Below are 23,380 nucleotides of genomic sequence, written 5' to 3' on the forward strand. Positions count from 1 at the left end.
ATGATCATGACACGGAACCTCCCCCTTCTCAGCCGCGCCCGATCCTGCATCGGTCGCCTCGCCTGCGACTGCACGGCCGCTTCGGGCGTGGAATTCGCATTGGTGCTGCCGATCCTGATCGTGCTGCTATTCGGCACCGTCGATCTCGGCCATGCCCTCACCGTCAGCCGCAAGATAGACGAGATCGCTTCCAGTACAGGCGATATGATCGCGCAGCAGAGCACCTGGGCGAAGACCGACGTCACCAAGCTTCTTTCAGGCGCGAGCTTCATCCTCCAGCCCTATGAGACCACCGGGCTGACGATTACGGTCACGGTCAATGATGTCGACAATAGCGGCAAGGCGACCGTCAATTGGTCCGCCGCGTTCAACACCTCGTCGCTTGTTTCCGGGACAACAAGCACGATCGACATACCGGCGAAGATCCAGGAGACGGGCGTCCAGGTGGTGATGACGCGGGTGCAATACACATTGACGACACCAGTGTCGGCGTTTTTCTCGAACTTCACCGGACAGAACGGCTACAGCTTCGACCACCATTTCTTCAATCGCCCGCGCGTGAGCGACACGATCAGTTACAACTAGACTGAATGTTCGTGGTCGGTGGATTATGAGGTCCCCGGTCGCTTGCCGTCACGCCGACGATGATGCATTGCGCGCCGCCTCGGCCGGCCTCCTTCGGCCGAGAAGAATGCGGGATCAGCGCGCCACTATGGAGAGTTTGCCAAGACATTCGAACAGCAGAACGATTGAATGACATGCATATGAGCGCGTCGCTGCAACGGCGATCCAGCGCTTCGCCCTATCGCAGGCCGATTACCCCGAGCCGGTTCACCCCGCGAGCTTGACGATGCCGTAGGGATTGAACTTGAACTCATCCACGTCATAGCTGGAATCGAAGGAGAGGCTTGCGCCCCGCGCTTTGAGCGTCGGATCGAGACCCTGCTTGCCGATCTCGTCGGCAACTGCATCCATAATGGCAACGACCTGGCTTTCGCTGCCTGATGTCTCCGGCACATAGACCTCCGGCAGCCCCACCAGATGGAAGCCGACGCTTTCCAGATAACCACGCGCCGAGAGCGGCCGCTTCGCGAAAGCCAGCCGCCCGATGCGCTGCTGGGCGAGCGGATCGCCGGCATTCTGCGCTTCGGCGCCTTGGCCGCTCAGCACTCTCCATCGATCGAGCCCATGTGCGATGCCGGCGCTTTCGCCCTTGACGGCAACCGCTCCCGCCTCGATCAGCCGCTCGACGAGACGCAGTGCCGTCATCGACACCTTGACGGTGTCTGCCTGCGTCATGCTCGGCCCGAGGACGTAGAGGACGGATTGATGATCGGCGACGGCTTTCTCGTCCGTCTCGTTCCAGGCGTCGGGCTCGACCCGATCCCAGCAGACGTCGAATGACCGGTTCATGCGGTCATCCGGCACTGCCTGCGAATAATCCTCATCGACGCTGAAGCCGGTGGCGAAATCACCGATCGCTTTGGCCGCCGCTTGGGACAAGCGGCCGAGGTCGCGATCTCTCCCGAGAAAACAGAGAACATGGCGGGGTGTCACCGACGACGCCTCCTCCCGGGTGATTGCTTCCGGGCTGGTGTCGATAGCGAAAGAAGGTTTCCAGCCGATCAGGCCCCACAGAGACCCCAACAGCGCGCGACGCACGATATGCAAGATCAATGCCTCCGTTCGGTCGAATCTTTACACCTTCCGCTTGTAAACATATGGCGTACCAAACGAAAGCGGGATCATCGCCCAGGCGATGCGTCGCGCCCTAGATGCGGATGCGGCATTGTCGATGACGGCATGAATGCGCCCCGCCGCTGCGAGCGCATCGCGCCACAACTCAAGAGCGCCGTCAGACTGGAAAGATCGGCCTAACCGGTCAATCCGTTCCGCCGATCTTACGGAGCAGGGCTTCCGCTCCTCACCTGTCGCCGCCATAATGGATTGTCGCGCTGGACCGCTGAGAGCTAAGGAGTGATCAGGTGAACATCAAAAGCATCGGATTTGTCGGAACCGGCGTTATCACCGAGGCGATGGTTCGCGGGCTTCTCGCTGATCCGGCCTATGCCTTGGAGATTCACGTCTCTCCACGAAGCGCCCACATCGCGGAAACGCTGGCGGGCGCATTCGCAGCCGTGAACATTGCCAAGGACAATCAGGACGTCGTCGATCGCAGCGACATGGTGTTCCTGGCGATACGGCCGCAGGTCGCCGAGGAGGTCGTGCGGGAATTGTCGTTCAGGGCGGGACAGACCGTCGTCAGTGTCGTCGCGGCGACAGAGCGCCATTCCCTCCTCGACTGGATCGGCGCCGACGTGCATCTCGTGCAGGCAATCCCCCTGCCTTTCGTCGCAACGCGCCAGGGCGTCACCGCCATCTATCCGCCCGATGATACGGTCGCAGCGCTGTTCGACACGCTTGGGACAGCCGTCCAATGTCAGTCGAGGAAGGAATACGACCTTCTCGCAGCCGCAAGCGCAACGATGTCCACCTATTTCGGAATCATGGAAACGGTCGGCGTCTGGCTGGAAACGAGCGGCCTCGAAAGAGCGAAAGCAAATGCCTACATCGCCCCTCTCTTCGCGAGCCTGGCGCAAAAGGCAAGCGGCCCCGGCGCGGAACCGTTCAGCACGCTGAGCCGCGAATTCGCAACCAGGGGCGGGCTGAACGAGCAGGTTCTGACCGACTTCGAGAAAAAGGGCGGCATCGCGGCGCTGACCGAAGCGCTCGACGGCGTGCTCGCCCGCATCGAGGGCAGGAACTAAAAAGTAGGCGGCGTGCAGGCGCTGATAACCTCACAGGCCACCGGCCCGATGCAGCGGAACCGGTGCGGGCGCCGGCTTTCGAAATAATAAGCGTCACCTGGCCCCAGCACGCGTCGTTCGTCGTCGACCGTGACCTCGAGCCTTCCCGAGAGCACGATCCCGCCCTCCTCTCCCTCGTGGACAAGAGGAATTTTTCCAGTGTCGGCACCCGGCTGGTAGCACTCCTTAAGCATCTGCAGGCTGCGCCCGAACAGGGTTTCGCCAACCTGCTTGTAGGAAATGGCACCCTTGCCGATCTCCACCAGTTCCTCAGCCGCGTAGAAAGCCTTTTTCGGACGTTCGGGTTCGAAGGCGAAGAATTCCGCCAGCCCGATCGGGATGCCGTCGAGAATTCGCTTCAGGGCTCCAACCGACGGATTGGAGGCGTTCGATTCAATCAGCGAGATCGTCGAGTTCGGCACACCGGTGCGTTTGGCGAGCTCGCGCTGGGAAAGCTTGTGTGCGATGCGAAGATGGCGAAGCCGGCTGCCGATATCGACTGACATGATGGATCCGTTTGCGTTGTTCAGAATATCTAAAATGTGTCGCATGGGCCAAGATATTTCAACGACTTGCGCCGGTAAAGAAAAGGACTTGTTTGCAAAGGAGAAATCATCATTCTCGACCCATCCCAAGGAGGCCAGAATGGATCAGATGAACAAAACGAACGCGCCCGTACTCGAAAATTTCTGGATGCCATTCACGGCCAACCGGCAGTTCAAGGCCACGCCGCGCCTTTTGGCCGCCGCGGAGGGCATGTACTACACCGACGTTGACGGAAACCGGGTTCTTGACGGCACGGCCGGGCTCTGGTGCTGCAATGCCGGTCACGGCCGCAAGAAGATCTCCCAGGCGGTCGAGCGCCAGCTTGCCACCCTCGATTATGCCCCGACCTTCCAGATGGGCCATCCGATCGCGTTCGATTTCGCCGCGAAGCTCGCCGCAATCGCGCCGGGCGGGGCTGACGCCAAGCTCGACCGTGTATTCTTCACCGGCTCCGGTTCGGAATCGGTCGATACAGCTCTGAAGATCGCTATCGCCTATCAGCGCGCGATCGGCCAGGGAACACGCACGCGCATCATCGGCCGCGAGAAGGGATATCACGGAGTCGGCTTCGGCGGCATTTCCGTCGGCGGCCTCGTCAACAACCGCCGCGTCTTCCCGCAAATCCCGGCCGACCATATGCGCCACACGCTCGACATCGAGCGTAATGCCTTTTCCAAGGGTCTTCCCGCCCATGGCGTCGAACTGGCCGACGATCTCGAACGCCTGGTGCAGTTGCACGGCGCCGAAACCATCGCCGCCGTCATCGTCGAGCCGATGGCGGGATCGGCGGGCGTGGTGCTTCCGCCGAAAGGCTATTTGGAGAAGCTGCGCGCCACTGCCGACAAGCACGGCATCCTGCTGATCTTCGACGAGGTCATCACCGGCTTCGGCCGTCTCGGCACACCTTTCGCGGTGGATTATTTCGGCGTCGTGCCTGACCTCGTCACCACCGCAAAGGGCCTGACCAACGGCGCCATCCCGATGGGCGCAGTCTTTGCCAGCCGTAAGGTCCATGACGGACTCATGGTCGGACCGGACAATGCGATCGAACTCTTCCACGGCTATACCTATTCCGGCCATCCGGTCGCCTGCGCCGCCGGCCTCGCCACCCTCGAAATCTACGAGGAAGAAGGGCTGCTGACGCGCGCAGCCGAGCTTGCCGACCACTGGCAGGAAGCCGTTCACTCGTTAAAGGGCCTGCCTCACGTCGTCGACATCCGCAACCTCGGACTGGTCGGCGCTATCGAACTTACTCCCCGTGACGGGGCACCGGGAACCCGTGCCTACGACGTCTTCGTCGATTGCTTCAAGAGGGGCCTGCTGATCCGTGTGACCGGCGACATCATCGCGCTTTCACCGCCGCTGATCGTCGAGAAGGACCAGATCGACGCGATTGTCTCAACGATCGGCGATGCGCTGAAGCGCGCGGCATAATCCAAGCCGGCTCTGGGAGCTCTCGCAATGATCGCCGACGGGCTCTTCGAACGGTTCCCCTTCGACGAGATCTACGGAATCCAACAGATTTTCACATGGGGATCGTCTGCGGCGGCTCCGGCCAAGCTGAAATCCTTGAGCGAGGTTAGCGCTTCACGGTTTGTGACGGCAACTGGCCGAAACGCTTCCGGTAGTCGGCTGCAAATCGCCCGAGATGGGTGAACCCCCATCTCAGCGCGATTTCGGCGATGGCCTGGGTTCCGTCTGATTCCAGCAGATCGCGATGGGCGGCAGCCATCCTGATTTCATGCAGATAGGCGATCGGAGTGGTGTTCCTGAACTGACGGAAGCCCTGCTGCAAAGTTCGAACGCTTACCTTGGCCGCCATGGCGATTTCGCTGAGCGAGATCGGTTCCGCGATATGTTCCTGCATGAAATCCATGGCCCATTTCACATGACGCGGGGCCGGGAGAGGCGCGGAGCGCGCCAGTTCCTCCGAATAGTGATGGGGACATGTCTCCAGAAGCAGGTACACCGCTGCATCGCAGAGCGATTTGACTGCAAGAGGTGAGCGTTGCAGCAAGCCGTTGCCACTGAGGCCGCTGTGGAGGTTCGAGACGAGTTGCTGCAGGTGAAACCCCGGACCGGCCGTCAGATCGATGTCGGTGCGGAAGCCGACATCGCCGCTGATCGTCCGCTCGCACATATGGGTGAGCTGCGCAGCGATCTTGGCGCGGTCGATGAAAAGGCAGAAATGACGGCGGGGGCCGACGATCCTCGTTCCCCTGACGGCGCCCTGTTCCAGGATTACGCCGCGACCCGGTAGCGAATATATCGGCTCCCGCTTGCCGCCGAACAACATCATCCCCTGTGTCGGCAGGAACATAGACAGTTTATCGGCGACCCCGTCTCGCCTGCTGGAAATCGAACCTTCGTAAGAGCAATCGGCGACGCTTACATCTTCCATCGAGATGAAATTGCAGCGATATGCAATGGGCGTCGAGCCTTCCGCCGAAACGCTTATCTTGGATGTCGGCGTTGACAATGCTTCTGCGAGCTGATCCGCGTCCGTTCCGTTCTGCACCGTTGCCCGAAAAGACACATTCGCTACTCCCGACGGTCGGACCAGGTTGCCAGGGGCATGCCAATCGGAGCTAGCGGACATTCGTGACCTCGCAAAAAGATGACCGCAAGTGACAAGCGTATCATCTCATTCATTCCTCCTGCCGTCTATGCGCGTCAGCCGTATCGGCTAACGGCAAGATCCCTCGCATCGATATCAGGCGTGGCGCCGCCGACGAGGTCGCTGATCAGCCGCGCCGAACCCGTGCTCATGGTCCAGCCGAGCGTGCCGTGACCTGTATTGAGGAACAGGCCTGCGATCTTGGTCGGCCCGATGACCGGCGTGCCGTCCGGCGTCATCGGGCGCAGGCCGGACCAGAAGGAAGCCCTGGAAACGTCGCCCCCGGGGAAAAGATCGGTGACGGAATGTTCGAGCGTGCTGCGGCGGGCGAGACCGAGATCGTTGGTATAGCCTGATATTTCGGCCATGCCGCCGACGCGGATGCGGTCGCCGAGCCGGGTGATCGCGATCTTGTAGGTTTCGTCCATGACGGTCGATTCCGGCGCGCGCGCGGCATCGGTAATCGGGATGGTCAGCGAATAGCCCTTGACCGGATAGACCGGCAGGCGAATGCCGAGCGGCTTCAGCAGCAGCGGCGAATAGCTGCCGAGCGCGACCACGACGGCATCCGCGCTCAACCGCTCGCGCCCGCGATCAAGATCGCGATCGGTGACAATCCCGCGCACGCGGCCGGCCTCGACGTCGAGAGCCTTGATCGTCGTCCCATATGCGAAACGGACGCCGAGCGCCTCGGCTCTGTCGGCGAGCGCATTGGTGAACTTGAAGCAATCGCCGGTTTCGTCCTTCGGCGTCAGCAGCCCGCCGACGATCTTGTCGCGCACGTGCTTCAGCGCCGGTTCGACGCGAATGCAGCCATCCCGGTCCAAGACCTCGTAGGGAATGCCATCGGCGGCGAGCGCCTTGACGTCCTTCGCTGAGGCATCGAGCTGCTGCTGCGTGCGAAACAGCTGCAGAGTTCCCTGCATGCGTTCGTCATAGGTGATACCGGTTTCGGCGCGAAGCTCGGCGAGCGCGACGCGGCTGTAATCGGCAAGACGTAGCATGCGGCTCTTGTTGATCGCGTAGCGCTCGGAGGTGCAGTTCGACAGCATCCTCGCCATCCAGGAGAGCATGGCCATGTCCAATTTCGGGCGCAGGATGAGCGGCGCATGCTTCATGAACAGCCATTTCATGGCCTTCATTGGAATGCCGGGTGCCGCCCATGGGGAGCAATAGCCGAACGAGACTTCGCCGGCATTGGCAAAGCTCGTCTCCAGCGCTGGCCCCGATTGCCGATCGACGACGGTTACCTCGTGGCCTGCCTTGGCCAATTGATAGGCGGATGTGACACCGACGATGCCGGCGCCCAGAACGATGACTTTCATGATGTCCCCAAGGATGGAGCCAGCCGGCTCTCAGCGATATTGCCTGTGATACCGATCGCCGAGACCGGTCAGGATTTCATAAGATATGGTGTCGGCATCCCGCGCAATATCCTCGATCGTCTGATGCGGACCGAGTACCTCGACAAGGCTGCCGAGCGTCAGCGCGCCTTCGGGCAGCGCCGACATATCGACCGTGATGCTGTCCATCGAAACGCGGCCGACGATCGGCAGGCGGGTGCCCTTGTAGTAGACGGCTCCGCGGTCGCTCAGGCAGCGCGGCAGGCCATCGGCATAGCCGGCGGCAATGGTGGCGAGACGCATTTCCCGTTGCGCGACATGCGCACCACCATAACCAACCTTGGTGCCCGGTGATACGGTCCGCGTCTGCACGACGGCAACATCGAGACTGACGACCGGCTCCATCGGGTTCGCCGGGCCGGCGCTCGGAGCGCCGCCGTAAAGCGCGATGCCCGGCCGGGCGAGCACGCCATGATAGGCTTTGCCAAGGAAAACCCCGCCGGAATTGGCGAAGGAGATGTCGAAGCCTGGAAATTCGTCGGCAATGCAGGACATTTCTGCCAGCTGGTCGCTGTTCTGCTGGCCCTCGGTCTCATCTGCCGAGGCCAGGTGGCTCATGATGAACAGGACTTCGATGTTGGTGCCGTTGCGAAGGGCTGTCGCCAGTTCCGCCCTTTCCTCCGGGGGAAAGCCCAGCCGCGACATGCCGGTGTCGAATTGCAGGACGGCGGGCAGGCAGCGCTTCAGCGCGCGTGCCGCCGCCGACCATTGCTGCCACTGGGCGAGCGAATTGAGGACCGGTACAATGTCCAGTTCGGCGCAGGCAATTTCATTGCCCGGCTGCAGGCCGTTCAGAACTAAAATCTGGGCGTCCTGAGCGAGCGCCGGCCGCAGCCGCGCTGCCTCGACGAATTGAGCAACGAAGAAGTGCCGGCAACCTTGGGCGTAGAGGGTTTTCGCCACCCGCTCCGCGCCGAGGCCATAGGCATCGGCCTTGACAACGGCGCCAGCGCGCACGGGGACCAGCATCGACACGAGCTTCCGATAATTGCGGCCCAGTGCCGCAAGATCGATCGTCAGAAAGCCCGTGGCTCCCTGCGTGATCGTGGCAGTACGTGCATGGGAGACCAAAATAGCGCTGTCCATGTTCACCCTCTTGTTTCCATGGAGTGTATGAAAGAATAGGCGATATTGCCGGTCATTTCGTCTTATAATATTGCACGGCTTGCATTTTGTGCGCATAATCTACGAAAATTTGGGACAATCGAGCATGCCTGCCCTCGACACGACAGATCGCAACATCCTGAGGCTGCTGCGCCTTGACGCCAGGATGAGCAATGCCAAGCTTGCTGCCGAAATCGGCCTTTCGCCATCGGCCTGCCTCAGACGTATCAAGATCATGGAAAAGACGGGCGTGATCCGCGGCTACACGGCGCTTCTCGATACGAGCAATGCGGATGCGATGATTGCCGTTATCATCAACATCACCCTCGAACGGCAGACGGAGGATTATCTCGACCGTTTCGAGGCGGCCGTCCGCCGTCATCCGGAAATCCGCGAATGTTTCCTGATGACGGGTGGATCCGACTATCTGCTGCGCGTGGAAGTCGCCAATGCCGGCGAATTCGAACGGATCCACAAGGAAATATTATCGGCCTTGCCAGGCGTCCTCAGGATTCACTCCAGCTTCTCGATCCGCAACGTCCTGGCGACGCGCACCAAAAGTAAGCGATGAGCAGGCGTCGGCCTGAATCGCTCTCCAGTCTTGCAGCCGGCGTCTCCAGACGCGTAGACGACACTGATCCTCGAATTGCTTCCCTGAAGCAGTTGCGGTGTCGGGCCGATCACTCCAACGGAGTCACTGATCTCTTCGAGGCTCTGTCAGGCTAACCGGATAGAGTTGGCTTGCCCGAACTCCAATGCTTCCTGCTCCAATCGCCCTGCCAGTTCGGCAAACGACTGCGGCCGTCCAAAAGCATAACCCTGGAGAGTGTGGACGCCAAGATCGGCGAGCACTTTGGCATGCTCGAAGGTTTCCACGCCTTCCGCAATCACCTCCATGTCAAGCGCGCGCGCTATGTCGACCAGCGAACTGACAAGCCGGCGGCTGGGAACGGATTGCAGGATCGGCATCACAAGCTGGCGATCGATCTTGACGCGGTCCGGTCTGAGCTCGAGCAGGCCCAGCAAGGAGGCATGCCCCGATCCAAGATCGTCGATCTCGATGTCGATACCGAAGGACTTGATGGCCTGGATGTTCTGGCGCACCCGATCGCTCAGGCTGTCCAGGAATATCGTCTCTATCAGCTCGAAGCTCAATCGGCCGGGCGGGATGTCATAGCCGCCGAGTTTCGTTGTCAATTCGGGATCATCGAGACGCTCGGCGGAGAGGTTGATCGACAGCCGAATGCGCTCGAGCAGCGAGGCCGAGGATCTCATATCCAATAGGACGGCCCTCAGGATGACATCGTCAAGCTCTGCGACCAATCCGTTCGACGAGGCGAGAGGCAGGAAATGCGCCGGAGCGAGAATTCCTCTCGTAGGATGGTGCCATCTCGCCAGAGCTTCGATGCCGTTTACCCGGAAAGACCTGGCGTCGACCTGCACCTGGTAAAACGGACGGATCTGGCCGAGCGCCAATCCGGATCGCAGATCCTGGACGAGCTGCCTTTCGTTCGCCAGCCTCGAAGCCATCTCGTCGGTGAAAATCTCGGCGCGATTCCGGCCATTCCGTTTGGCGTGGTACAAAGCCAGGTCCGACTGGGAGAGCAGCTTGGCAAAGTCTCCGCTCATGGCGCTGGCAACGCCAATGGAACACTGCACGCTGAGTGCCTGGTCGACACCAGGAAGCGGGCTTTCCAGGCGTCGCTGAATATGATCGAGCACCGCCCTCATTCTGTCGGGCTCGTCTTCAGTGACGATGACTGCAAACTCGTCGCCGCCGAGGCGCGCTGCGACGTCATCTGCGGAAATGGCCTCCAGAAGAATCTCGCTGAGATGACACAGAACGAGGTCGCCGACCGCATGCCCGAAGCGATCATTGATCTCCTTGAAATGGTCCACGTCTATATGGAGAAGCGCAACCTTGACGCCCTCCTGCCTGGCAAGCTCGGACAGGGCGAAATCGAAACTACGCCGGTTCAAGAGACCGGTGAGGTGATCGTGATCGGCCGCGAACCGAGCTTCCGCCCGGCTCCTCTCCAGTTCCTTGTTGAGCAGAACGTCGTCGGTCACATCCCATTCGGCGCCGACAAAGCAGGGGTCGCCGGCCGCATCGACGAAATAGCGAGCGCGCGAACGCAGATAGCGAATCGCTCCGTCTGGTCGGACAATGCGAAATTCCGATGCGTAATCCGATCTGGTTTCGATCGCCCGCAGAAATATTTCATTGGTCGCCGCCAGATCATCGGGGTGGACGCTGTCCAGCCAGATAACATCAAGCGGCGCTTTCGGAACGCCATAGATCAGCTTGAGCTGCTCGTCCCAGCGCGTCTGATTTTTTGCGATATTGTGCTGCCAGATGCCAATCCTGGATGCCTCAAGAGCCAAGCCAAGCTGGCGAAGCAGATTTTCAAGTTCGACATTCGTTCTGGATCGTTTGCTGCTCAAGGCAATCTCGCTGTTACGTTCGCCGGAGTGTCGCATTGAATATCTTAAAGAGTGCTAATCGAACGAAGGCCAAAGACCCTGTTGGCCAATCAGTCAGCCCAGAAACGGCCAGTGCGATGCACAAATATAACGCTCTTGCGAATGCCACCGCCCTGGCAACAGCACAAATACTAATCACATATTCAGACTGCCCATGAAATAAGCACGCTGGAACTGACTTATTTTCCCTTTCAGCTCATGAAGTTACTGCCGTCGCTTTGGACTTGGCACACCGATTGCAGGCCTTCAATGTGCATCGGTCAACGGCGACCGCTGCAGATGGGCGCGACATAAGCGCTTACGTTAGACATCGACGTCGCAAGGATTGCCATCCGGGATGCACTCATCCCGTGGACGCATTCCGGCGGCGTTTTTTTGCGTCCGAATTCACCAAGCAGAGGGGAACCTGCAGATGAAGAAGATTTCGACGACTGCGATATCGGCAACCGGCATCACCCGCCGGAGCATGCTCAAGACGACTGCAGCGGCCGCCCTCATCGGCGCCGTCAAGACCGCCTTTCCCTCCGGCGCCTTTGCGGCCGGGGCAGGCCCTGAAGTGAACGGCATCAAGCTCGGCTTCATCGCGCTCACGGATTCCGCGCCGCTGATTATCGCCAAGGAAAAAGGCCTGTTCGAAAAATATGGACTTCCGGAAACGGATGTCGCCAAACAGGCGTCCTGGGGTGCGACGAGAGACAATCTCGTGTTGGGCGGCGCAGCCAACGGTATCGACGGCGCTCACATCCTCTCGCCGCTCCCCTATCTGATGCACACCGGCAAGGTGACGCAGAACAACAAGCCGGTGCCGATGGCAGTCCTTGCCCGGCTCAATCTCGATAGCCAGGGCATCTCCGTCGCCAAGGAATATGCCGAAACCGGCGTCCAGCTCGATGCCTCGAAGCTGAAGGCGGCCTTCGAAAAGAAGAAGACCGAAGGCAAGGAGATCAAGGCCGCCATGACCTTCCCGGGCGGCACCCACGACCTCTGGATCCGCTACTGGCTTGCCGCCGGCGGCATCGACCCGAACAAGGACGTTTCGACCATCGTCGTGCCGCCGCCGCAGATGGTGGCCAACATGAAGGTCGGCAACATGGACGTTTTCTGTGTGGGCGAGCCTTGGAACGAGCAGCTCGTCAACCAGGGCATCGGCTTCACGGCAGCCACCACCGGCGAGCTCTGGAAGGGCCATCCCGAAAAGGCGCTGGGGCTCCGCGCCGAATGGATCGAAAAGAACCCGAATGCCGCCAAGGCCCTGCTGATGGCCGTCATGGAAGCGCAGCAATGGTGCGACAGCATGGACAACAAGGCGGAGATGGCGGAGATTCTCGGCAAGCGTCAATGGTTCAACGTTCCGACCAAGGATGTGCTCGGCCGCCTGAAGGGCGATATCAATTATGGCAATGGCCGCGAGGTCAAGGCGACCGATCTTTACATGAAGTTTTGGAAGGACAGCGCCTCATACCCGTTCAAGAGCCACGATGCCTGGTTCATGACGGAAAACATCCGTTGGGGAAACCTGCCGGCGACGACCGATGTGAAGGCGCTGGTCAACCAGGTGAACCGCGAGGATATCTGGCGCGAGGCTGCCAAGGATCTCGGCATCGCTGCTGCCGACATTCCCGCATCGTCGTCCCGGGGCAAGGAAACCTTCTTCGACGGCAAGGTCTTCGACCCTGAAAATCCCTCCGCCTACCTGGAGAGCCTTTCGATCAAGGCCGTCTCCTGATCCCGCCTCCGGCGCGCGAACGGCGCGCCGGCCTTCCATTCCCGTGAGGAGCGCGCTGATGTCCGCCCTGGCAAATAAAGAAAATCCCTCGATCGTCGCCTCTGCAAAGCCGGCGGCGAAGGTTCTGTCATTCTCCGGCAAGCAAGCATCGCGGATCGATTTTCGCCGCGCGGCGCTGACCGCACTTCACAATGTCCTTCCGCCGTCCGTCGTGCTGGCTCTCGTCCTCCTCCTCTGGCAGGCGCTCTGTTCATCGGCGGACGCCTCTTTGCCTTCGCCGCACCAGGTCTGGCAGGATAGCTACGACCTCATCGCCTATCCGTTCTTCAACTACGGCTCCCAGGATATCGGGCTCGGCTGGCGGGTGCTGGTCTCGCTGCAGCGCGTGGCTTATGGCTTCGGCCTTGCCGCAGTCACCGGCGTCATCATCGGGGCGATCATCGGTCAATCGGTCTGGGCCATGCGCGGCCTCGATCCGATCTTCCAGGTGCTGCGCACGGTGCCGCCGCTCGCTTGGCTGCCGCTGTCGCTCGCCGCATTCCAGGATTCCAGCCCTTCGGCGATCTTCGTCATCTTCATCACCTCGATCTGGCCTGTCATCATCAACACCGCCGTGGGCGTCCGCAATATTCCGCAGGATTATCGCAACGTCGCCGAGGTGCTGCGGCTCAACCAGCTCGAATTCTTCTGGAAGATCATGCTGCCGTCGGCGGCCCCTTACATCTTCACCGGCCTCAGGATCGGCGTCGGCCTTTCCTGGCTCGCCATCGTCGCGGCCGAAATGCTGACCGGCGGCGTCGGCATCGGCTTCTTCATCTGGGATGCGTGGAACTCCTCGCGCCTTCCCGACATCATCGTCGCGCTCGCCTATATCGGCATCGTCGGTTTTGCTCTCGACAAGCTGGTGGCCGCGCTCGGCAAACTCGTCACCCGCGGCGCCATGGCCAACTGAGGACCATACCGATGAACGCCTATCTCAAGCTCGATCATATCGACAAGCATTTCAATCGCGGCGGCGTGCGCGCCGAAGTCCTGAAGGACATCAACCTGACGATTTCTCAGGGCGAATTCGTTTCGATCATCGGCCATTCCGGTTGCGGCAAGTCCACCCTGCTCAATCTCATTGCCGGCTTGACTCCGGTTTCGGCAGGCGCCGTGCTTCTGGAAAATCAAGAGGTCAACGACCCGGGCCCGGAACGCGCCGTCGTTTTTCAGAACCATTCGCTCCTGCCCTGGCTGACGGTCTATGAGAACGTGAATCTCGCCGTCTCCAAGGTCTTCAGCCGAACGAAGACCAAGGCCGAGCGACATGACTGGGTGATGGCCAATCTCGACCTCGTGCAGATGGCCCATGCCAGGGACAAGCGGCCCGCGGAGATATCCGGCGGCATGAAGCAGCGCGTCGGCATTGCCCGCGCGCTTTCAATGGAGCCGAAGATCCTGCTGCTCGACGAGCCGTTCGGGGCACTCGACGCATTGACCCGCGCCCATCTTCAGGATGCGGTGATGGAGATCCATAGCCGGCTCGGCAACACGATGGTGATGATCACCCATGATGTCGATGAAGCGGTGCTGCTCTCCGACCGCATCGTGATGATGACCAACGGCCCTGCGGCCCGCATCGGCGAAGTGCTCGACGTCACCATGCCCCGCCCCCGCAACCGCATCGAGCTCGCCTCCGACCGGACATATCTCAAATGCCGCGAGGCCGTGCTCAAATTCCTTTACGAACGCCACCGCTTCATCGAAGCCGCTGAGTAAATTCCACGGTGATTGCCAATCGGGCCGCGTTACGCATACTGGCCCGATGCAGCAATCAGACAACCAACCGGCCGCCATCGATGTCGTGCTCTGGAAATATCCGAAGAATGACAGCGGCGAGAAGCGCTGGATGCAGTGGCTTTCAGCGAATGAGCGGGAGCGCGCCGCGACCTATCGCTTCGAGCGCGACCGGACCTCGTTCATGGCCGGCCGCTGTCTGCTGCGGCAAGTACTGAGCGCGCATACCGAGACGCAGCCTGACAAGCTGCTGTTGCAGGCGGATGCGTACGGCAGGCTGAGGGCCGAGGGTCGCGACGGGCTGCAGTTCAGCCTTTCCAATGCCGACGGGCTGGTGGCCGTCGCCGTCACTTCCGAATGCGAGCGCGTCGGGATCGACTGCGAACGCGCCGACGCCGAAATCGAAGCGGCGGCGTTGGAGAGCTATTGCAGCCTGGACGAACGGCAGTGGCTGGATCAACTGCCTGCGGGCGAACGATCGCGTGCAGCCGTTGCCCTTTGGGCGCTCAAGGAGAGCCATCTCAAGGCACTCGGGGTAGGCTTGCGTGAAAATCCCCGCAGCGTCGCCTTTTCCTGGCAGGACGGCTTCCCCGTCCTGGTTCAGAGCGGCGAACCGGACCGGCAATGGCATCACCGCCTGATCGAGAGCGGCAGCCAGCACGTCGCCGCGCTGGCCGTCCACTCACAATTTCGCGCCCCCAGCATTCATGTCCTGACGTTTCAGGATGACAGCATGCCGTCCGAATGGCCGGCCCGGAGCTGATGCGACATGGCAGAAGCTGCCTCCGTCGCCCAGACCAGCTGGGCATTGTCAGGCTCGGCATCGAAATGCTGCCGGCCGAGAAGCGTGTTGACGATCTTGGCGCTACGCCACGCGATGAGGCTGAGCTGCGAGTCGGCTATGCCGTGCGAGTATCGGCCGGCGTTCTGCGCAAACAGGCGGTTGGTCCTCGGGCCTGTCCACTGCATCGTGTAGTCGTCGTTCAGGGTGGGATAGCCGTTTCTGTCGAGGCTGATCCTTTCGCTTAGCGATCCGAGCGCATCCGGCAAACGGAACCTGTAGCCGGTTGCCAGCACCACCGCATCGGCATGCAGCACCTCGATCCCGCAATCGAAATGGTTGCGGACGATGAGCCGATAGGCATTGCCGTTCCGCTCCATCTGGATCACATCGCGGTTCGGCGACAAAGATGCATTCAGCGTGCTCTGCTCAAGGTAACGCAGCGCATAGAGGCGGCGGTAGATCGAGTGGATCGTCGAAATCGACAGGCCATCGCTGGTCAGGATCGAGTTCTTCAGCGCCGCCTGCTTCTGCTCGCTGCTGAGCTTCAGATAGGCCTGCACATATTCCGGCGAGAAGACCTGGTTCGAAAACGGCGTGTCGTTGATCGGCTCGAAATTGTGGCGCCGGCTGATCCAGGTCAGCTCCTTCATGTTATCAGGATTCCCAAGCAGCGCTTCGACGACTTCGCCGCCGCTCTGCCCACCGCCGACCACGATGATGCGGGCGGCACGAAGAACCTTGAGACGCGATTTCGCCTCGCTGCTGTGGAAGCAATCGGACCCAAGGAAGGGTTTCGCCCAGTCAGGCACGAAAGGAGACGATCCCGTGCCGATCACCAGGTTTCGCGCTTCTTCCTGGCCGTTGTCGAAGCGCAGGACGAAGCGGTCGTCGCGGTGTTCGACGTCGCGAATGTCAGTTCCGTAACGCAAGCCGTCGACGCCATCGGCGACCCAGGCGAGATAACGCGCGAATTCCTGCCGGGGGACGGCCTCATAATTGGCGTTCAGGAAGGCGTAGAGCCTCTTATGCGCCACCAGATAGGAAACGAAAGACCAGCGGCTGGTCGGCAGGACCGGGGTGACGAGGTCCTTGAGGAAGGACGATTGCAGCTCGACGCCGGGCATCATCATGCCGGGATGCCAGTCGAAGGCGCCGCGCCGCTCGAAGAAGCGGCTGCGGACCTCGGGCACGGATTCCAGCAGGCAGGCAAGGCTCAGATTGGAAGGACCGATGCCGATGCCGGCAAGATCGAGCGGCTCGTTCAGGGCATCCCTGCGGGTAAAAGCGACGGTCATGCGTTATCCTTCTCTGTTTCCTTAAGACGCAGGGCAAGCCTTGAGTGGAAGGCGGGTGACCCGATCATGTGCAGGTGGTTGGTGCCGGTAATGATTTCGGCCGCGTGCGCCCTCGGCGACAGGCGGCGCCAATCGATCAGGTTCAGGCCGCGATTGAGGCTGTCGTCGGCTGCCCAGGGATAGATCGGCACATCGTGGGGAATGAGCCGATGCTTGCGGAAGGTCAGGGCATTGTCGATCAGCACCCAGAACGTATGCTCGCGGCTGCTGATATCAGGCCCATCGGTGGGAAGCGGGTCCTTCTCGTCGCCGACGAAGCGCAAGAACTGCTCGTAGGTATCGGCGTCCATCGTCGACAGCAGCCGGTCCCATTCGGGCCGCATCGCCGTTTTCTGCAGCCATGCCTGCACGTCCCGGTGAAGCGCGTCGCGCTCGCCCGGCCGGAAGCGCGGCTTGGCGCCGATCGCAAATTCCGAGCCGAGATCGCAAACGTCGACCATCGCCATCATCCTGACGTCGACATCGTTGCCGAGAGTGCGGGCAGCCTCATAGGCGAGAAGCCCACCCCAGGACCAACCGAGGAAGTAGCAGGGCGCGCGCCTGCTGTGCGTCCTGATATAATCGACATAGCTCTCGATGATCTCTTCAACGGGCGCGCCGACTTCCTTCTTCTCGGACAGCGAATGGCAAATGAAGCCGGTCGCCGGCTGATCGGCACCGAGATAATCGACGAGCTTCACATATTCGCGGGTGCTGACGAGAAGTCCCGGGAAGCAATAGAGCCGCGGCTTGGTGCCAGAGGCGCGCAGTACGATCACCTCGGAGAGATCCCGCTCCTCCCCCTGCTCCATCACGCCGGCAAAGGCGCGGATGGTCGGGTTGTTGAAGATATCGGCGACGGTGAGCGGGATTTTCGGCCGGCGCTGCCGGAGCTGCGACAGGATGCGAATTGCGCCCAGCGAATTGCCACCGATCGCGAAGAAATTATCCTCGACGCTGATCGCTTCCAGCTTCAGAACCTGGCGCCAGACATCCAGCACCTCTTCTTCGAGCGCCGTCACCGGCTCGATGATGGCGCGCTTGACCGGCTGCGGCGCGGGCAGCGCGAAGCGGTCGAGCTTGCTGTTCGGATTGGTCGGCATCTTTTCGAGTTCGACCACGGCCGCCGGAACCATATAGGACGGCAGGCTGCGTTCGAGGCCGGAGCGGACCGTCTCGACATCAAGCCTCTCGTCCTTCTTGGGAACGACATAGGCGACCAGTGCTTTTTCGCCGCCATCGTCATCGCGCAGCACGACCAAGGCTTCGCCGACGCCCGGCTGCTGGAGGAGTGCGGCTTCGATCTCGCCCAGTTCGATACGGTAGCCGCGCAGCTTCACCTGATGGTCGACGCGGCCGACGAATTCGACCGTTCCGTCCTCACGCCAGCGCGTGAGGTCACCGGAGCGATAGAGCCGGCCGCCCTCTTTCGAGAATGGATCGGGGATGAAGCGGTCCGCCGTCGTATCCGGCTTGCCGAGATAGCCGCGCGCGATACCCTCCCCGCCGATATAAAGCTCGCCGGTGACGCCGATCGGGCAGGGATTGAGATCGGGATCGAGCACATAGACGCGCCGGAGGCCGACGGCGCGGCCGAGCGGCGCATAGATGCCCTGGAACTTCGTGCCGGCCCTCACCTTCCAGACCATCGGCGTCATGATGGTTTCCGTGGGACCGTAACCGTTGATCAGCCATTCCGATTTCAGCGCCCGCGACAGAAGGTCGAAGGTCGATTGCGCGAGCCCCTCGCCGCCGAAGGAATAGAGCCGCATCGGCGGCGCGCCGTCCGTAATGTCGGCCCATTCCGCCAACTGCTGCAGATAGGTTGTCGGAATGCTCGCATTGTTGGCGCCATGCTTGCGCATCGCCGTCAGCGTTTCTTCCGGCGTCCAGAGCGGCTGGTCGGGAAGGATGATGCTGCCGCCTTCCATCAGCGGGTTCATCCAGCGCTCATGGCCGCCGTCCGAACTGAAGGGCAGGAAGGGCAGCTCGCGGGACTCCGAGCTCATGCCATAGACCCGCGAGGTATTCTGCAGATGGTGCGTCAGCGGCCCGTGCTCGACGGCGACACCTTTCGGCAATCCCGTCGATCCCGAGGTGTACATGACATAAGCGAGCTGATCCTTGTGCGTGGGAATATAGAGCGGCGTGTCCGGCTCGCCGTCGAGGTCGAGCTTGTCGAGTTCTAGGACGATGGCGTCGAGCTCTTCCGGCAGGCGGTGGCGCAGCCAGCTGTGGGTGAGGACGATCTTCACCCCGCCGTCGCGCAGGATGTGATGGTTTCGCACCGGCGGATGATCTGGCTCGACCGGAATATAGGCGCCCCCGGCCTTCAGCGTGGCAAGGATGCCGACGATCGCCTCTGGAGAGCGCTTGATGAAGATCGCGACCGTCACTTCGGCGCGGACACCGAGCTGCCGCAGCCGATGCCCGAGGCGGTTCGTGCTCGCCTCCAACCAGCCATGGCTCCACTCCTCGTCGCCATAAACGATTGCCGTCTTCTCAGGCGTCCGGCGCGAATGGGCCGAAATCAGCTCGTGCACCGGCCGGTCGTCATTGACGACGTCATCCTCATAGGGCGCCGACAACCAGTCGAGCTCGTCGCTGCCGACGAGTTCGATATCTCTAATCCTGAGATTTGGCTGCGCGACGATCTGCTCGAGCACCAGACGGAAATGCTTGGCGACACGGGCGATCAGGGCGCCGTCGTAGAGATCCTGAGCATAGTCGATCAGCCCGTACGCGGCGCCATCTGTGCGAGCCTCGATCACGAGGGAAAGCTCGCTATCGGCGCGGGCGCCCAGCGGTTCCAGCTTCGTCGCCTGCCTCGGAACCGGATAGGGCTCGCGGAATTCGAACAGCGCCTTGACCACGGCTTCCTGTGCGGCCACTTCGTCGACCACCAATTCCTGCGTGATGCGCTCCAGCGGCACGAGGCGGGCAAGCCCCTCCCGCGTCACCGAGGAGATCGCCGCGACGACATCGTCGAGGGAAAGCCGGGAGGTCAGCGAAAGCACGAGAGGAAGCACCTGTTCGGCGCGGCCGCGGCTGGCGAAATGCTCGGTGCCGGGGCGGGCGATCAGCAGCCCGGTCAGCAAAGCATAGTTGCCGCTGTAGCGCGCCAGCAGCGCGCAGAAGGCGGCGTGAAGCACGCGCTCGATCTGGTATCTCTTGCTCTCCGCATGCCGTTCGAGCTTAGCCCAGAGGTCGGGCTCGATCGCAAACCGATGCTCAGCACGCGCCACGCCGGCAAGCCCGCCGCTGTTGAAGCGGGTGGGAAAGGTCGAGGCCGCGTAGTCGAGACCGATCGTGTCGCGCCAATAGGCAAGCGCTTCGCGCGCTTCATCCGTCTCCAGCCATTCTTCCTCCCGCATTCCCGCCGATATTTCCGCCGGCTGCACGTCGCCGGCGGGTTCACCATCGAGAATGCGCGCCAGCGAAGCGGCAAGAAGGGATTTTTCGCGGTCGTCTGAGATGATCGGATGCAGCACGATCGTCAGCAGCGACTGCCCGTCGGCCAGCAGGATGATCTGGATGCGCGCGCCCGGTCCGTCCAGCAGATCGAAGCGTCTGTCGCGAAAGGCTTTCCGCGCGGCCAAGGCCTCAGCCTCGGAAAGAGCCGCTCCTTCCTTGCCGAGGATTTCGATCGGCACGGCGTTCGATGCGCCGCGATATTGCTCGATGCGCCCGCCCGCCAGCCGGCGGAAACGAGTGGAAAGCGACGGGTTCTCAGCCAGGAGCGCGCGGCAGGCGCCGGCGATCGTCTCGACGCCGGTCGTGGCGCCCAAGCGCAGCCCGATGACCTGATCGGGAAAGACCGTGTAATTGCCGATCTGCTCCAGCGACCAGATGCGCTTCTGCGCGATCGTCAGCGGAAAGCTTTCGAAGACGGTATCCATTGCCGCATCGGTCGGGCAGGCATCGGCGAAATTGGTAATCTGCTTGTTCATCTTGCCATCCAGACGTTTTCAGAGACGCGCATCGGCTGCCATGGCCGAGCGTAGGGAGAGCGGGCGAGGGTCGGTCCAGATTTCACGGATATGGGCGACACACTCCTGGCGCGAACCGGCAAAACCCGCAGGCTGCCAGCTCACCGGAATCCGCTTGTCCTGCGGCCAGACCGAGTAGTGATGCTCGGTGTCGTGGACGACGATCCAGAGATCGTCGCGGGGCTCAAGATTGTCCATTCGAAGCTCCTGCAGAGATTGACGTCATGCGCAAATGACGGATCCCGCCTACTGGAGTTTAGAAAATTGCTGAGAATTTTTTTCTTCGTTTACCCCTAAATCCGCCCAGGGATGGATCGTCATTCTATCAAATCGCCGCAGGAGCGGGCTTCATGCTCGCAGCATCAAAAGCCCTGCCGATCAAGGAGAACATCATGGATTTCGACGCCGCCAGGCAAAGGCGGGCTCTGCAGGCGCGCAGCTATGTCAGGCTCGCTCCCAATATCGTCCATCTCCACACCGTGCACGGGAATCACGAAGTCGCCCTCGAAGTCGAAGCCGGCATCGCCTCGCTGACCTTCTACGAGGGAAATCCCGTGCAATCGGCGGAGCTTCTCATGGCAGCCGCCGAAGCGGTGACGGCGCAAGATCCGTCGATCAAATCGGTCACTTTCGAAGGCCATCAGGCCAGCCTTCCCCGGCACATCTCAGGCACCGATGGACGGCTCGAATCCGCGATCCTCTGGCAATGGCCCTCCCCGTGGCTGCCGCAGATGTCCTATCCGCTGCCGCCCGTGCAGGAGATGACGGCGGGCCGCTACCATCCGCGCCGGCCGGCAAAGCCGAAGGGCACGGTCTACCAGCGCTTCATCCCGTGGCTGGAGCGGGACATCAGCTTCAGGGTGGCCGATCCCGAGACCGATCTTGCGGCCTTTAACCGTTGGATGAACGACGAGCAGGTCAACACTATCTGGGAGGATGCGGGCTCGATCGACAAGCATCGGGAGATCCTGGAGGAGAGGATCGCCGATCCGCATGTCCTGCCACTGATCGGCAGTTTCGCCGACATTCCCTTCGGCTATTTCGAGGTCTACTGGGCCAAGGAAAACCGGCTCGGTCCCTACTACGATGCCGACGATTACGATCGCGGCTGGCATGTCGCGATCGGCGAGCCCGATTATCGCGGCAAGAAATGGATCAGCGCATGGCTTCCCTCGCTGATGCATTTCATCTTCCTCGACGACCCCCGCACCAAGCGCATCGTCGGCGAACCGCGCGCCAGCCACGAGCAGCAGATCCGCAATCTCGACCGCTCGGGCTTTGCCAAGATCAAGCATTTCGATTTGCCGCACAAGCGCGCGCTTCTCGTCATGCTGACTCGCGAGCGTTTCTTCGGCGATCATCTCTGGGTTCCCGCATCATGAACGACATGAGCGAGATGAACGGCAGCCTGCGGAAACGGCGGCTTGCGCCGGAAGATCTTGCCAACCCGCAGCTTTTCCGGCTGCTGCTGCGTCTCGGCCTGCCCGCCATGTTTGGCCTGTCGATCAATGCCGCCCATCACACGATCAACATGGCCTTCGTCGGCATGATCGGCGAAGACCAGATCGCCGCGATCATGATCGTGCTGCCGATCCTGATGCTCGTCGCAGCCTTCGGCGAGGGCATCGGCGTCGGCGTGGCAACCGAGGTCGGGCGGGCGCTCGGCGCCGGCAACCGGTCGAGGGCGAGTACGCTGGCCTCGGTCAGCCTGGCCGCCGGCATCGCCTTCGGCGCGGCCAGTGCGGCCGCAATTGTCGCATTTCCATCTTTCCTGCTGTTCGGCGCCACGCCCACGATCGAGCCGCTCGCGCAGCACTATCTCCTCATCATCGCGGTCTCGATCCCGCTGACAATGGCGCAGATCATTCTCGATTTCCTGGCGATCGCCGAAGGCAATGCCCGCTTCAGCATGTGGACGCTGGTCGCCTGCTTTGCGCTGAACATCATTCTCGACCCGATCATGATCTTCGGCTTCGGCCTCGGGCTGCAGGGCGTGGCGATGGCAACCATCCTCTCCCAGCTCGTGGCGCTCTCAATCTACGGCGCCTATCATGCGAGACGGCTCGGGACGATCCGGCTGACGTTCTGCTGGCGGCTCGGCGATGTCAGGCATCTCAGGCCGGTCCTTGCCGTGGGCGCGCCGACGACGCTGACGAGCCTCGCAACGGCGGGCGCGATTACCGCGATGCTGTCGGCCGCCGGCACCTATTACGGAGAAGACGGCATCGCCGGCGTCGGGATCGCCCTGCGGCTGCTTGCGGTCGGCGCGCTCCCGGTCATCGGCATTTCGCTCGGGGCCCAGTCCATCCTGAGCTTTGCCTGGGGGCGGGGAGATATATCGCGGGTGCTGGCGGCAGTCCGCATGCTTTCCGTGGTCACGAGCGCGGTCGGCGGCGTCTACGGGCTGGCGGCGATCGTCTTTTCCGAGCACCTTGCCTCGTTCTTCACCGATGACGCATCCGTGGTTTCGATTGCGGGCCAGACGATCGTTGCAACCCATCTTCCCTTCCTGCTGTTCGGCCTCAGGCAAACCGTACTGATCCTCTTCCAGGCGCAGGGCAGGCCGAAAGCCGCTGTGATCATCGGCCTGGCGCAGAACGGATACCTTCTCTTTCCGCTGCTTGCGCTCCTGCCGCCCTTCTTCGGTTTTTCGGGCCTGCTCGCAGCCATGTTCCTGGCCTCGGCACTGACCGGCCTGCTGTCATGCGTCTGCCTGGCGAGATCGCTCAGCGCGCTCCGGCAGCGTTCGGCCGGCGATCTGACCGCTCTCCGTCCCTATCCCAGCTTTTGTCCATGAGAGGATTATC

General features: G+C 61.6%; 19 protein-coding genes. 10 read left to right on the forward strand and 9 right to left on the reverse strand.

Annotated elements, in window-relative coordinates:
• A complete protein-coding gene (locus tag AC13QO_RS23205) occupies nt 1-585 on the forward strand; it encodes a TadE/TadG family type IV pilus assembly protein (protein WP_488541963.1) in 585 nt (194 codons plus the stop codon).
• Nucleotides 586-831: 246 nt separating this feature from the next.
• Here the strand turns inward: AC13QO_RS23205 and AC13QO_RS23210 are convergent, their stop codons facing one another.
• Nucleotides 832-1,671: a hypothetical protein gene (locus AC13QO_RS23210; RefSeq protein ID WP_488541964.1), complete on the reverse strand. Its 840-nt coding sequence runs from the start codon at nt 1,669-1,671 to the stop codon at nt 832-834.
• A 314-nt stretch (nt 1,672-1,985) separates the two neighbouring features.
• On the opposite strand from AC13QO_RS23210, the gene AC13QO_RS23215 reads away from it, so the two are divergent.
• Nucleotides 1,986-2,768, forward strand: a complete 783-nt coding sequence (locus AC13QO_RS23215; RefSeq protein WP_488541965.1) for a pyrroline-5-carboxylate reductase — start codon at nt 1,986-1,988, stop codon at nt 2,766-2,768.
• On the opposite strand, the gene AC13QO_RS23220 is transcribed toward AC13QO_RS23215, so the two are convergent.
• Nucleotides 2,765-3,313: a cupin domain-containing protein gene (locus AC13QO_RS23220; RefSeq protein ID WP_085781805.1), complete on the reverse strand. Its 549-nt coding sequence runs from the start codon at nt 3,311-3,313 to the stop codon at nt 2,765-2,767. The genes AC13QO_RS23215 and AC13QO_RS23220 overlap by 4 nt on opposite strands.
• Before the next feature lie 139 nt (nt 3,314-3,452).
• On the opposite strand from AC13QO_RS23220, the gene aptA reads away from it, so the two are divergent.
• A complete protein-coding gene (gene aptA, locus AC13QO_RS23225) occupies nt 3,453-4,787 on the forward strand; it encodes an omega-aminotransferase AptA (RefSeq protein WP_488541966.1) in 1,335 nt (444 codons plus the stop codon).
• A gap of 145 nt (nt 4,788-4,932) precedes the next feature.
• Here aptA and AC13QO_RS23230 read toward each other — a convergent pair whose 3' ends face one another.
• The 3 genes from AC13QO_RS23230 to alr all read right to left on the reverse strand — a co-directional run bounded on the left by AC13QO_RS23230 (nt 4,933) and on the right by alr (nt 8,459).
• Nucleotides 4,933-5,952, reverse strand: a complete 1,020-nt coding sequence (locus AC13QO_RS23230; protein ID WP_488541967.1) for an AraC family transcriptional regulator — start codon at nt 5,950-5,952, stop codon at nt 4,933-4,935.
• 74 nt (nt 5,953-6,026) lie between these two features.
• Nucleotides 6,027-7,295 carry a D-amino acid dehydrogenase gene (locus AC13QO_RS23235; protein ID WP_430957293.1) on the reverse strand — a complete coding sequence of 423 codons (1,269 nt, stop codon included), beginning with the start codon at nt 7,293-7,295 and terminating at the stop codon, nt 6,027-6,029.
• A 30-nt stretch (nt 7,296-7,325) separates the two neighbouring features.
• Nucleotides 7,326-8,459, reverse strand: coding sequence for an alanine racemase (alr, locus tag AC13QO_RS23240; RefSeq protein ID WP_488541968.1), 1,134 nt, complete (start codon nt 8,457-8,459; stop codon nt 7,326-7,328).
• A gap of 124 nt (nt 8,460-8,583) precedes the next feature.
• On the opposite strand from alr, the gene AC13QO_RS23245 reads away from it, so the two are divergent.
• Nucleotides 8,584-9,048, forward strand: coding sequence for an Lrp/AsnC family transcriptional regulator (locus AC13QO_RS23245; protein WP_085782073.1), 465 nt, complete (start codon nt 8,584-8,586; stop codon nt 9,046-9,048).
• A 146-nt stretch (nt 9,049-9,194) separates the two neighbouring features.
• Here AC13QO_RS23245 and AC13QO_RS23250 read toward each other — a convergent pair whose 3' ends face one another.
• The gene (locus AC13QO_RS23250) at nt 9,195-10,958 is read right to left on the reverse strand and encodes a putative bifunctional diguanylate cyclase/phosphodiesterase (RefSeq protein WP_488541969.1); all 1,764 of its coding nucleotides are present in this window, start codon (nt 10,956-10,958) and stop codon (nt 9,195-9,197) included.
• A gap of 415 nt (nt 10,959-11,373) precedes the next feature.
• On the opposite strand from AC13QO_RS23250, the gene AC13QO_RS23255 reads away from it, so the two are divergent.
• The 4 genes from AC13QO_RS23255 to AC13QO_RS23270 are packed head-to-tail and all read left to right on the forward strand — an operon-like array spanning nt 11,374 to nt 15,229.
• On the forward strand, nt 11,374-12,687 hold the full coding sequence (locus AC13QO_RS23255) for a CmpA/NrtA family ABC transporter substrate-binding protein (RefSeq protein ID WP_285194878.1): 1,314 nt from the start codon (nt 11,374-11,376) through the stop codon (nt 12,685-12,687).
• 58 nt (nt 12,688-12,745) lie between these two features.
• Nucleotides 12,746-13,639: a nitrate ABC transporter permease gene (ntrB, locus tag AC13QO_RS23260; RefSeq protein WP_488541970.1), complete on the forward strand. Its 894-nt coding sequence runs from the start codon at nt 12,746-12,748 to the stop codon at nt 13,637-13,639.
• A gap of 11 nt (nt 13,640-13,650) precedes the next feature.
• The gene (locus AC13QO_RS23265; RefSeq protein WP_488541971.1) at nt 13,651-14,448 is read left to right on the forward strand and encodes an ABC transporter ATP-binding protein; all 798 of its coding nucleotides are present in this window, start codon (nt 13,651-13,653) and stop codon (nt 14,446-14,448) included.
• Nucleotides 14,449-14,494: 46 nt separating this feature from the next.
• Nucleotides 14,495-15,229, forward strand: coding sequence for a 4'-phosphopantetheinyl transferase family protein (locus AC13QO_RS23270; protein ID WP_488541972.1), 735 nt, complete (start codon nt 14,495-14,497; stop codon nt 15,227-15,229).
• Here AC13QO_RS23270 and AC13QO_RS23275 read toward each other — a convergent pair.
• The 3 genes from AC13QO_RS23275 to AC13QO_RS23285 are packed head-to-tail and all read right to left on the reverse strand — an operon-like array spanning nt 15,187 to nt 20,771.
• On the reverse strand, nt 15,187-16,545 hold the full coding sequence (locus AC13QO_RS23275; RefSeq protein ID WP_488541973.1) for a lysine N(6)-hydroxylase/L-ornithine N(5)-oxygenase family protein: 1,359 nt from the start codon (nt 16,543-16,545) through the stop codon (nt 15,187-15,189). The two genes, AC13QO_RS23270 and AC13QO_RS23275, sit on opposite strands and share 43 nt — an antisense overlap.
• Nucleotides 16,542-20,534 carry a non-ribosomal peptide synthetase gene (locus AC13QO_RS23280; protein WP_488541974.1) on the reverse strand — a complete coding sequence of 1,331 codons (3,993 nt, stop codon included), beginning with the start codon at nt 20,532-20,534 and terminating at the stop codon, nt 16,542-16,544. The genes AC13QO_RS23275 and AC13QO_RS23280 overlap by 4 nt, the downstream gene beginning before the upstream one ends.
• An 18-nt stretch (nt 20,535-20,552) precedes the next feature.
• Entirely contained in the window at nt 20,553-20,771 is a 219-nt protein-coding gene (locus tag AC13QO_RS23285) for an MbtH family protein (RefSeq protein ID WP_488541975.1), read from the reverse strand.
• Between the two features lie 194 nt (nt 20,772-20,965).
• On the opposite strand from AC13QO_RS23285, the gene AC13QO_RS23290 reads away from it, so the two are divergent.
• Together AC13QO_RS23290 and AC13QO_RS23295 are read left to right on the forward strand one after the other, a co-directional pair.
• Nucleotides 20,966-21,955, forward strand: coding sequence for a GNAT family N-acetyltransferase (locus AC13QO_RS23290; RefSeq protein WP_488542002.1), 990 nt, complete (start codon nt 20,966-20,968; stop codon nt 21,953-21,955).
• Entirely contained in the window at nt 21,952-23,370 is a 1,419-nt protein-coding gene (locus tag AC13QO_RS23295) for an MATE family efflux transporter (RefSeq protein ID WP_488541976.1), read from the forward strand. The genes AC13QO_RS23290 and AC13QO_RS23295 overlap by 4 nt, the downstream gene beginning before the upstream one ends.
• The last annotated feature ends 10 nt before the right edge of the window (nt 23,371-23,380 follow it).

This window comes from Rhizobium sp. CNPSo 3670 (assembly GCF_057784555.1).

Excerpts from the sequence above, each read along its gene's own strand:
- AC13QO_RS23205 (WP_488541963.1), top strand. The coding sequence starts at position 1 with ATGATCATGACACGGAACCTCCCCCTTCTCAGCCGCGCCCGATCCTGC.
- AC13QO_RS23220 (WP_085781805.1), bottom strand. The coding sequence starts at position 3,313 with ATGTCAGTCGATATCGGCAGCCGGCTTCGCCATCTTCGCATCGCACAC.
- aptA (WP_488541966.1), top strand. The coding sequence starts at position 3,453 with ATGGATCAGATGAACAAAACGAACGCGCCCGTACTCGAAAATTTCTGG.
- AC13QO_RS23230 (WP_488541967.1), bottom strand. The coding sequence starts at position 5,952 with ATGTCCGCTAGCTCCGATTGGCATGCCCCTGGCAACCTGGTCCGACCG.
- AC13QO_RS23235 (WP_430957293.1), bottom strand. The coding sequence starts at position 7,295 with ATGAAAGTCATCGTTCTGGGCGCCGGCATCGTCGGTGTCACATCCGCC.
- alr (WP_488541968.1), bottom strand. The coding sequence starts at position 8,459 with ATGGACAGCGCTATTTTGGTCTCCCATGCACGTACTGCCACGATCACG.
- AC13QO_RS23245 (WP_085782073.1), top strand. The coding sequence starts at position 8,584 with ATGCCTGCCCTCGACACGACAGATCGCAACATCCTGAGGCTGCTGCGC.
- AC13QO_RS23250 (WP_488541969.1), bottom strand. The coding sequence starts at position 10,958 with ATGCGACACTCCGGCGAACGTAACAGCGAGATTGCCTTGAGCAGCAAA.
- AC13QO_RS23255 (WP_285194878.1), top strand. The coding sequence starts at position 11,374 with ATGAAGAAGATTTCGACGACTGCGATATCGGCAACCGGCATCACCCGC.
- ntrB (WP_488541970.1), top strand. The coding sequence starts at position 12,746 with ATGTCCGCCCTGGCAAATAAAGAAAATCCCTCGATCGTCGCCTCTGCA.
- AC13QO_RS23265 (WP_488541971.1), top strand. The coding sequence starts at position 13,651 with ATGAACGCCTATCTCAAGCTCGATCATATCGACAAGCATTTCAATCGC.
- AC13QO_RS23270 (WP_488541972.1), top strand. The coding sequence starts at position 14,495 with ATGCAGCAATCAGACAACCAACCGGCCGCCATCGATGTCGTGCTCTGG.
- AC13QO_RS23275 (WP_488541973.1), bottom strand. The coding sequence starts at position 16,545 with ATGACCGTCGCTTTTACCCGCAGGGATGCCCTGAACGAGCCGCTCGAT.
- AC13QO_RS23280 (WP_488541974.1), bottom strand. The coding sequence starts at position 20,534 with ATGAACAAGCAGATTACCAATTTCGCCGATGCCTGCCCGACCGATGCG.
- AC13QO_RS23285 (WP_488541975.1), bottom strand. The coding sequence starts at position 20,771 with ATGGACAATCTTGAGCCCCGCGACGATCTCTGGATCGTCGTCCACGAC.
- AC13QO_RS23290 (WP_488542002.1), top strand. The coding sequence starts at position 20,966 with ATGGATTTCGACGCCGCCAGGCAAAGGCGGGCTCTGCAGGCGCGCAGC.
- AC13QO_RS23295 (WP_488541976.1), top strand. The coding sequence starts at position 21,952 with ATGAACGACATGAGCGAGATGAACGGCAGCCTGCGGAAACGGCGGCTT.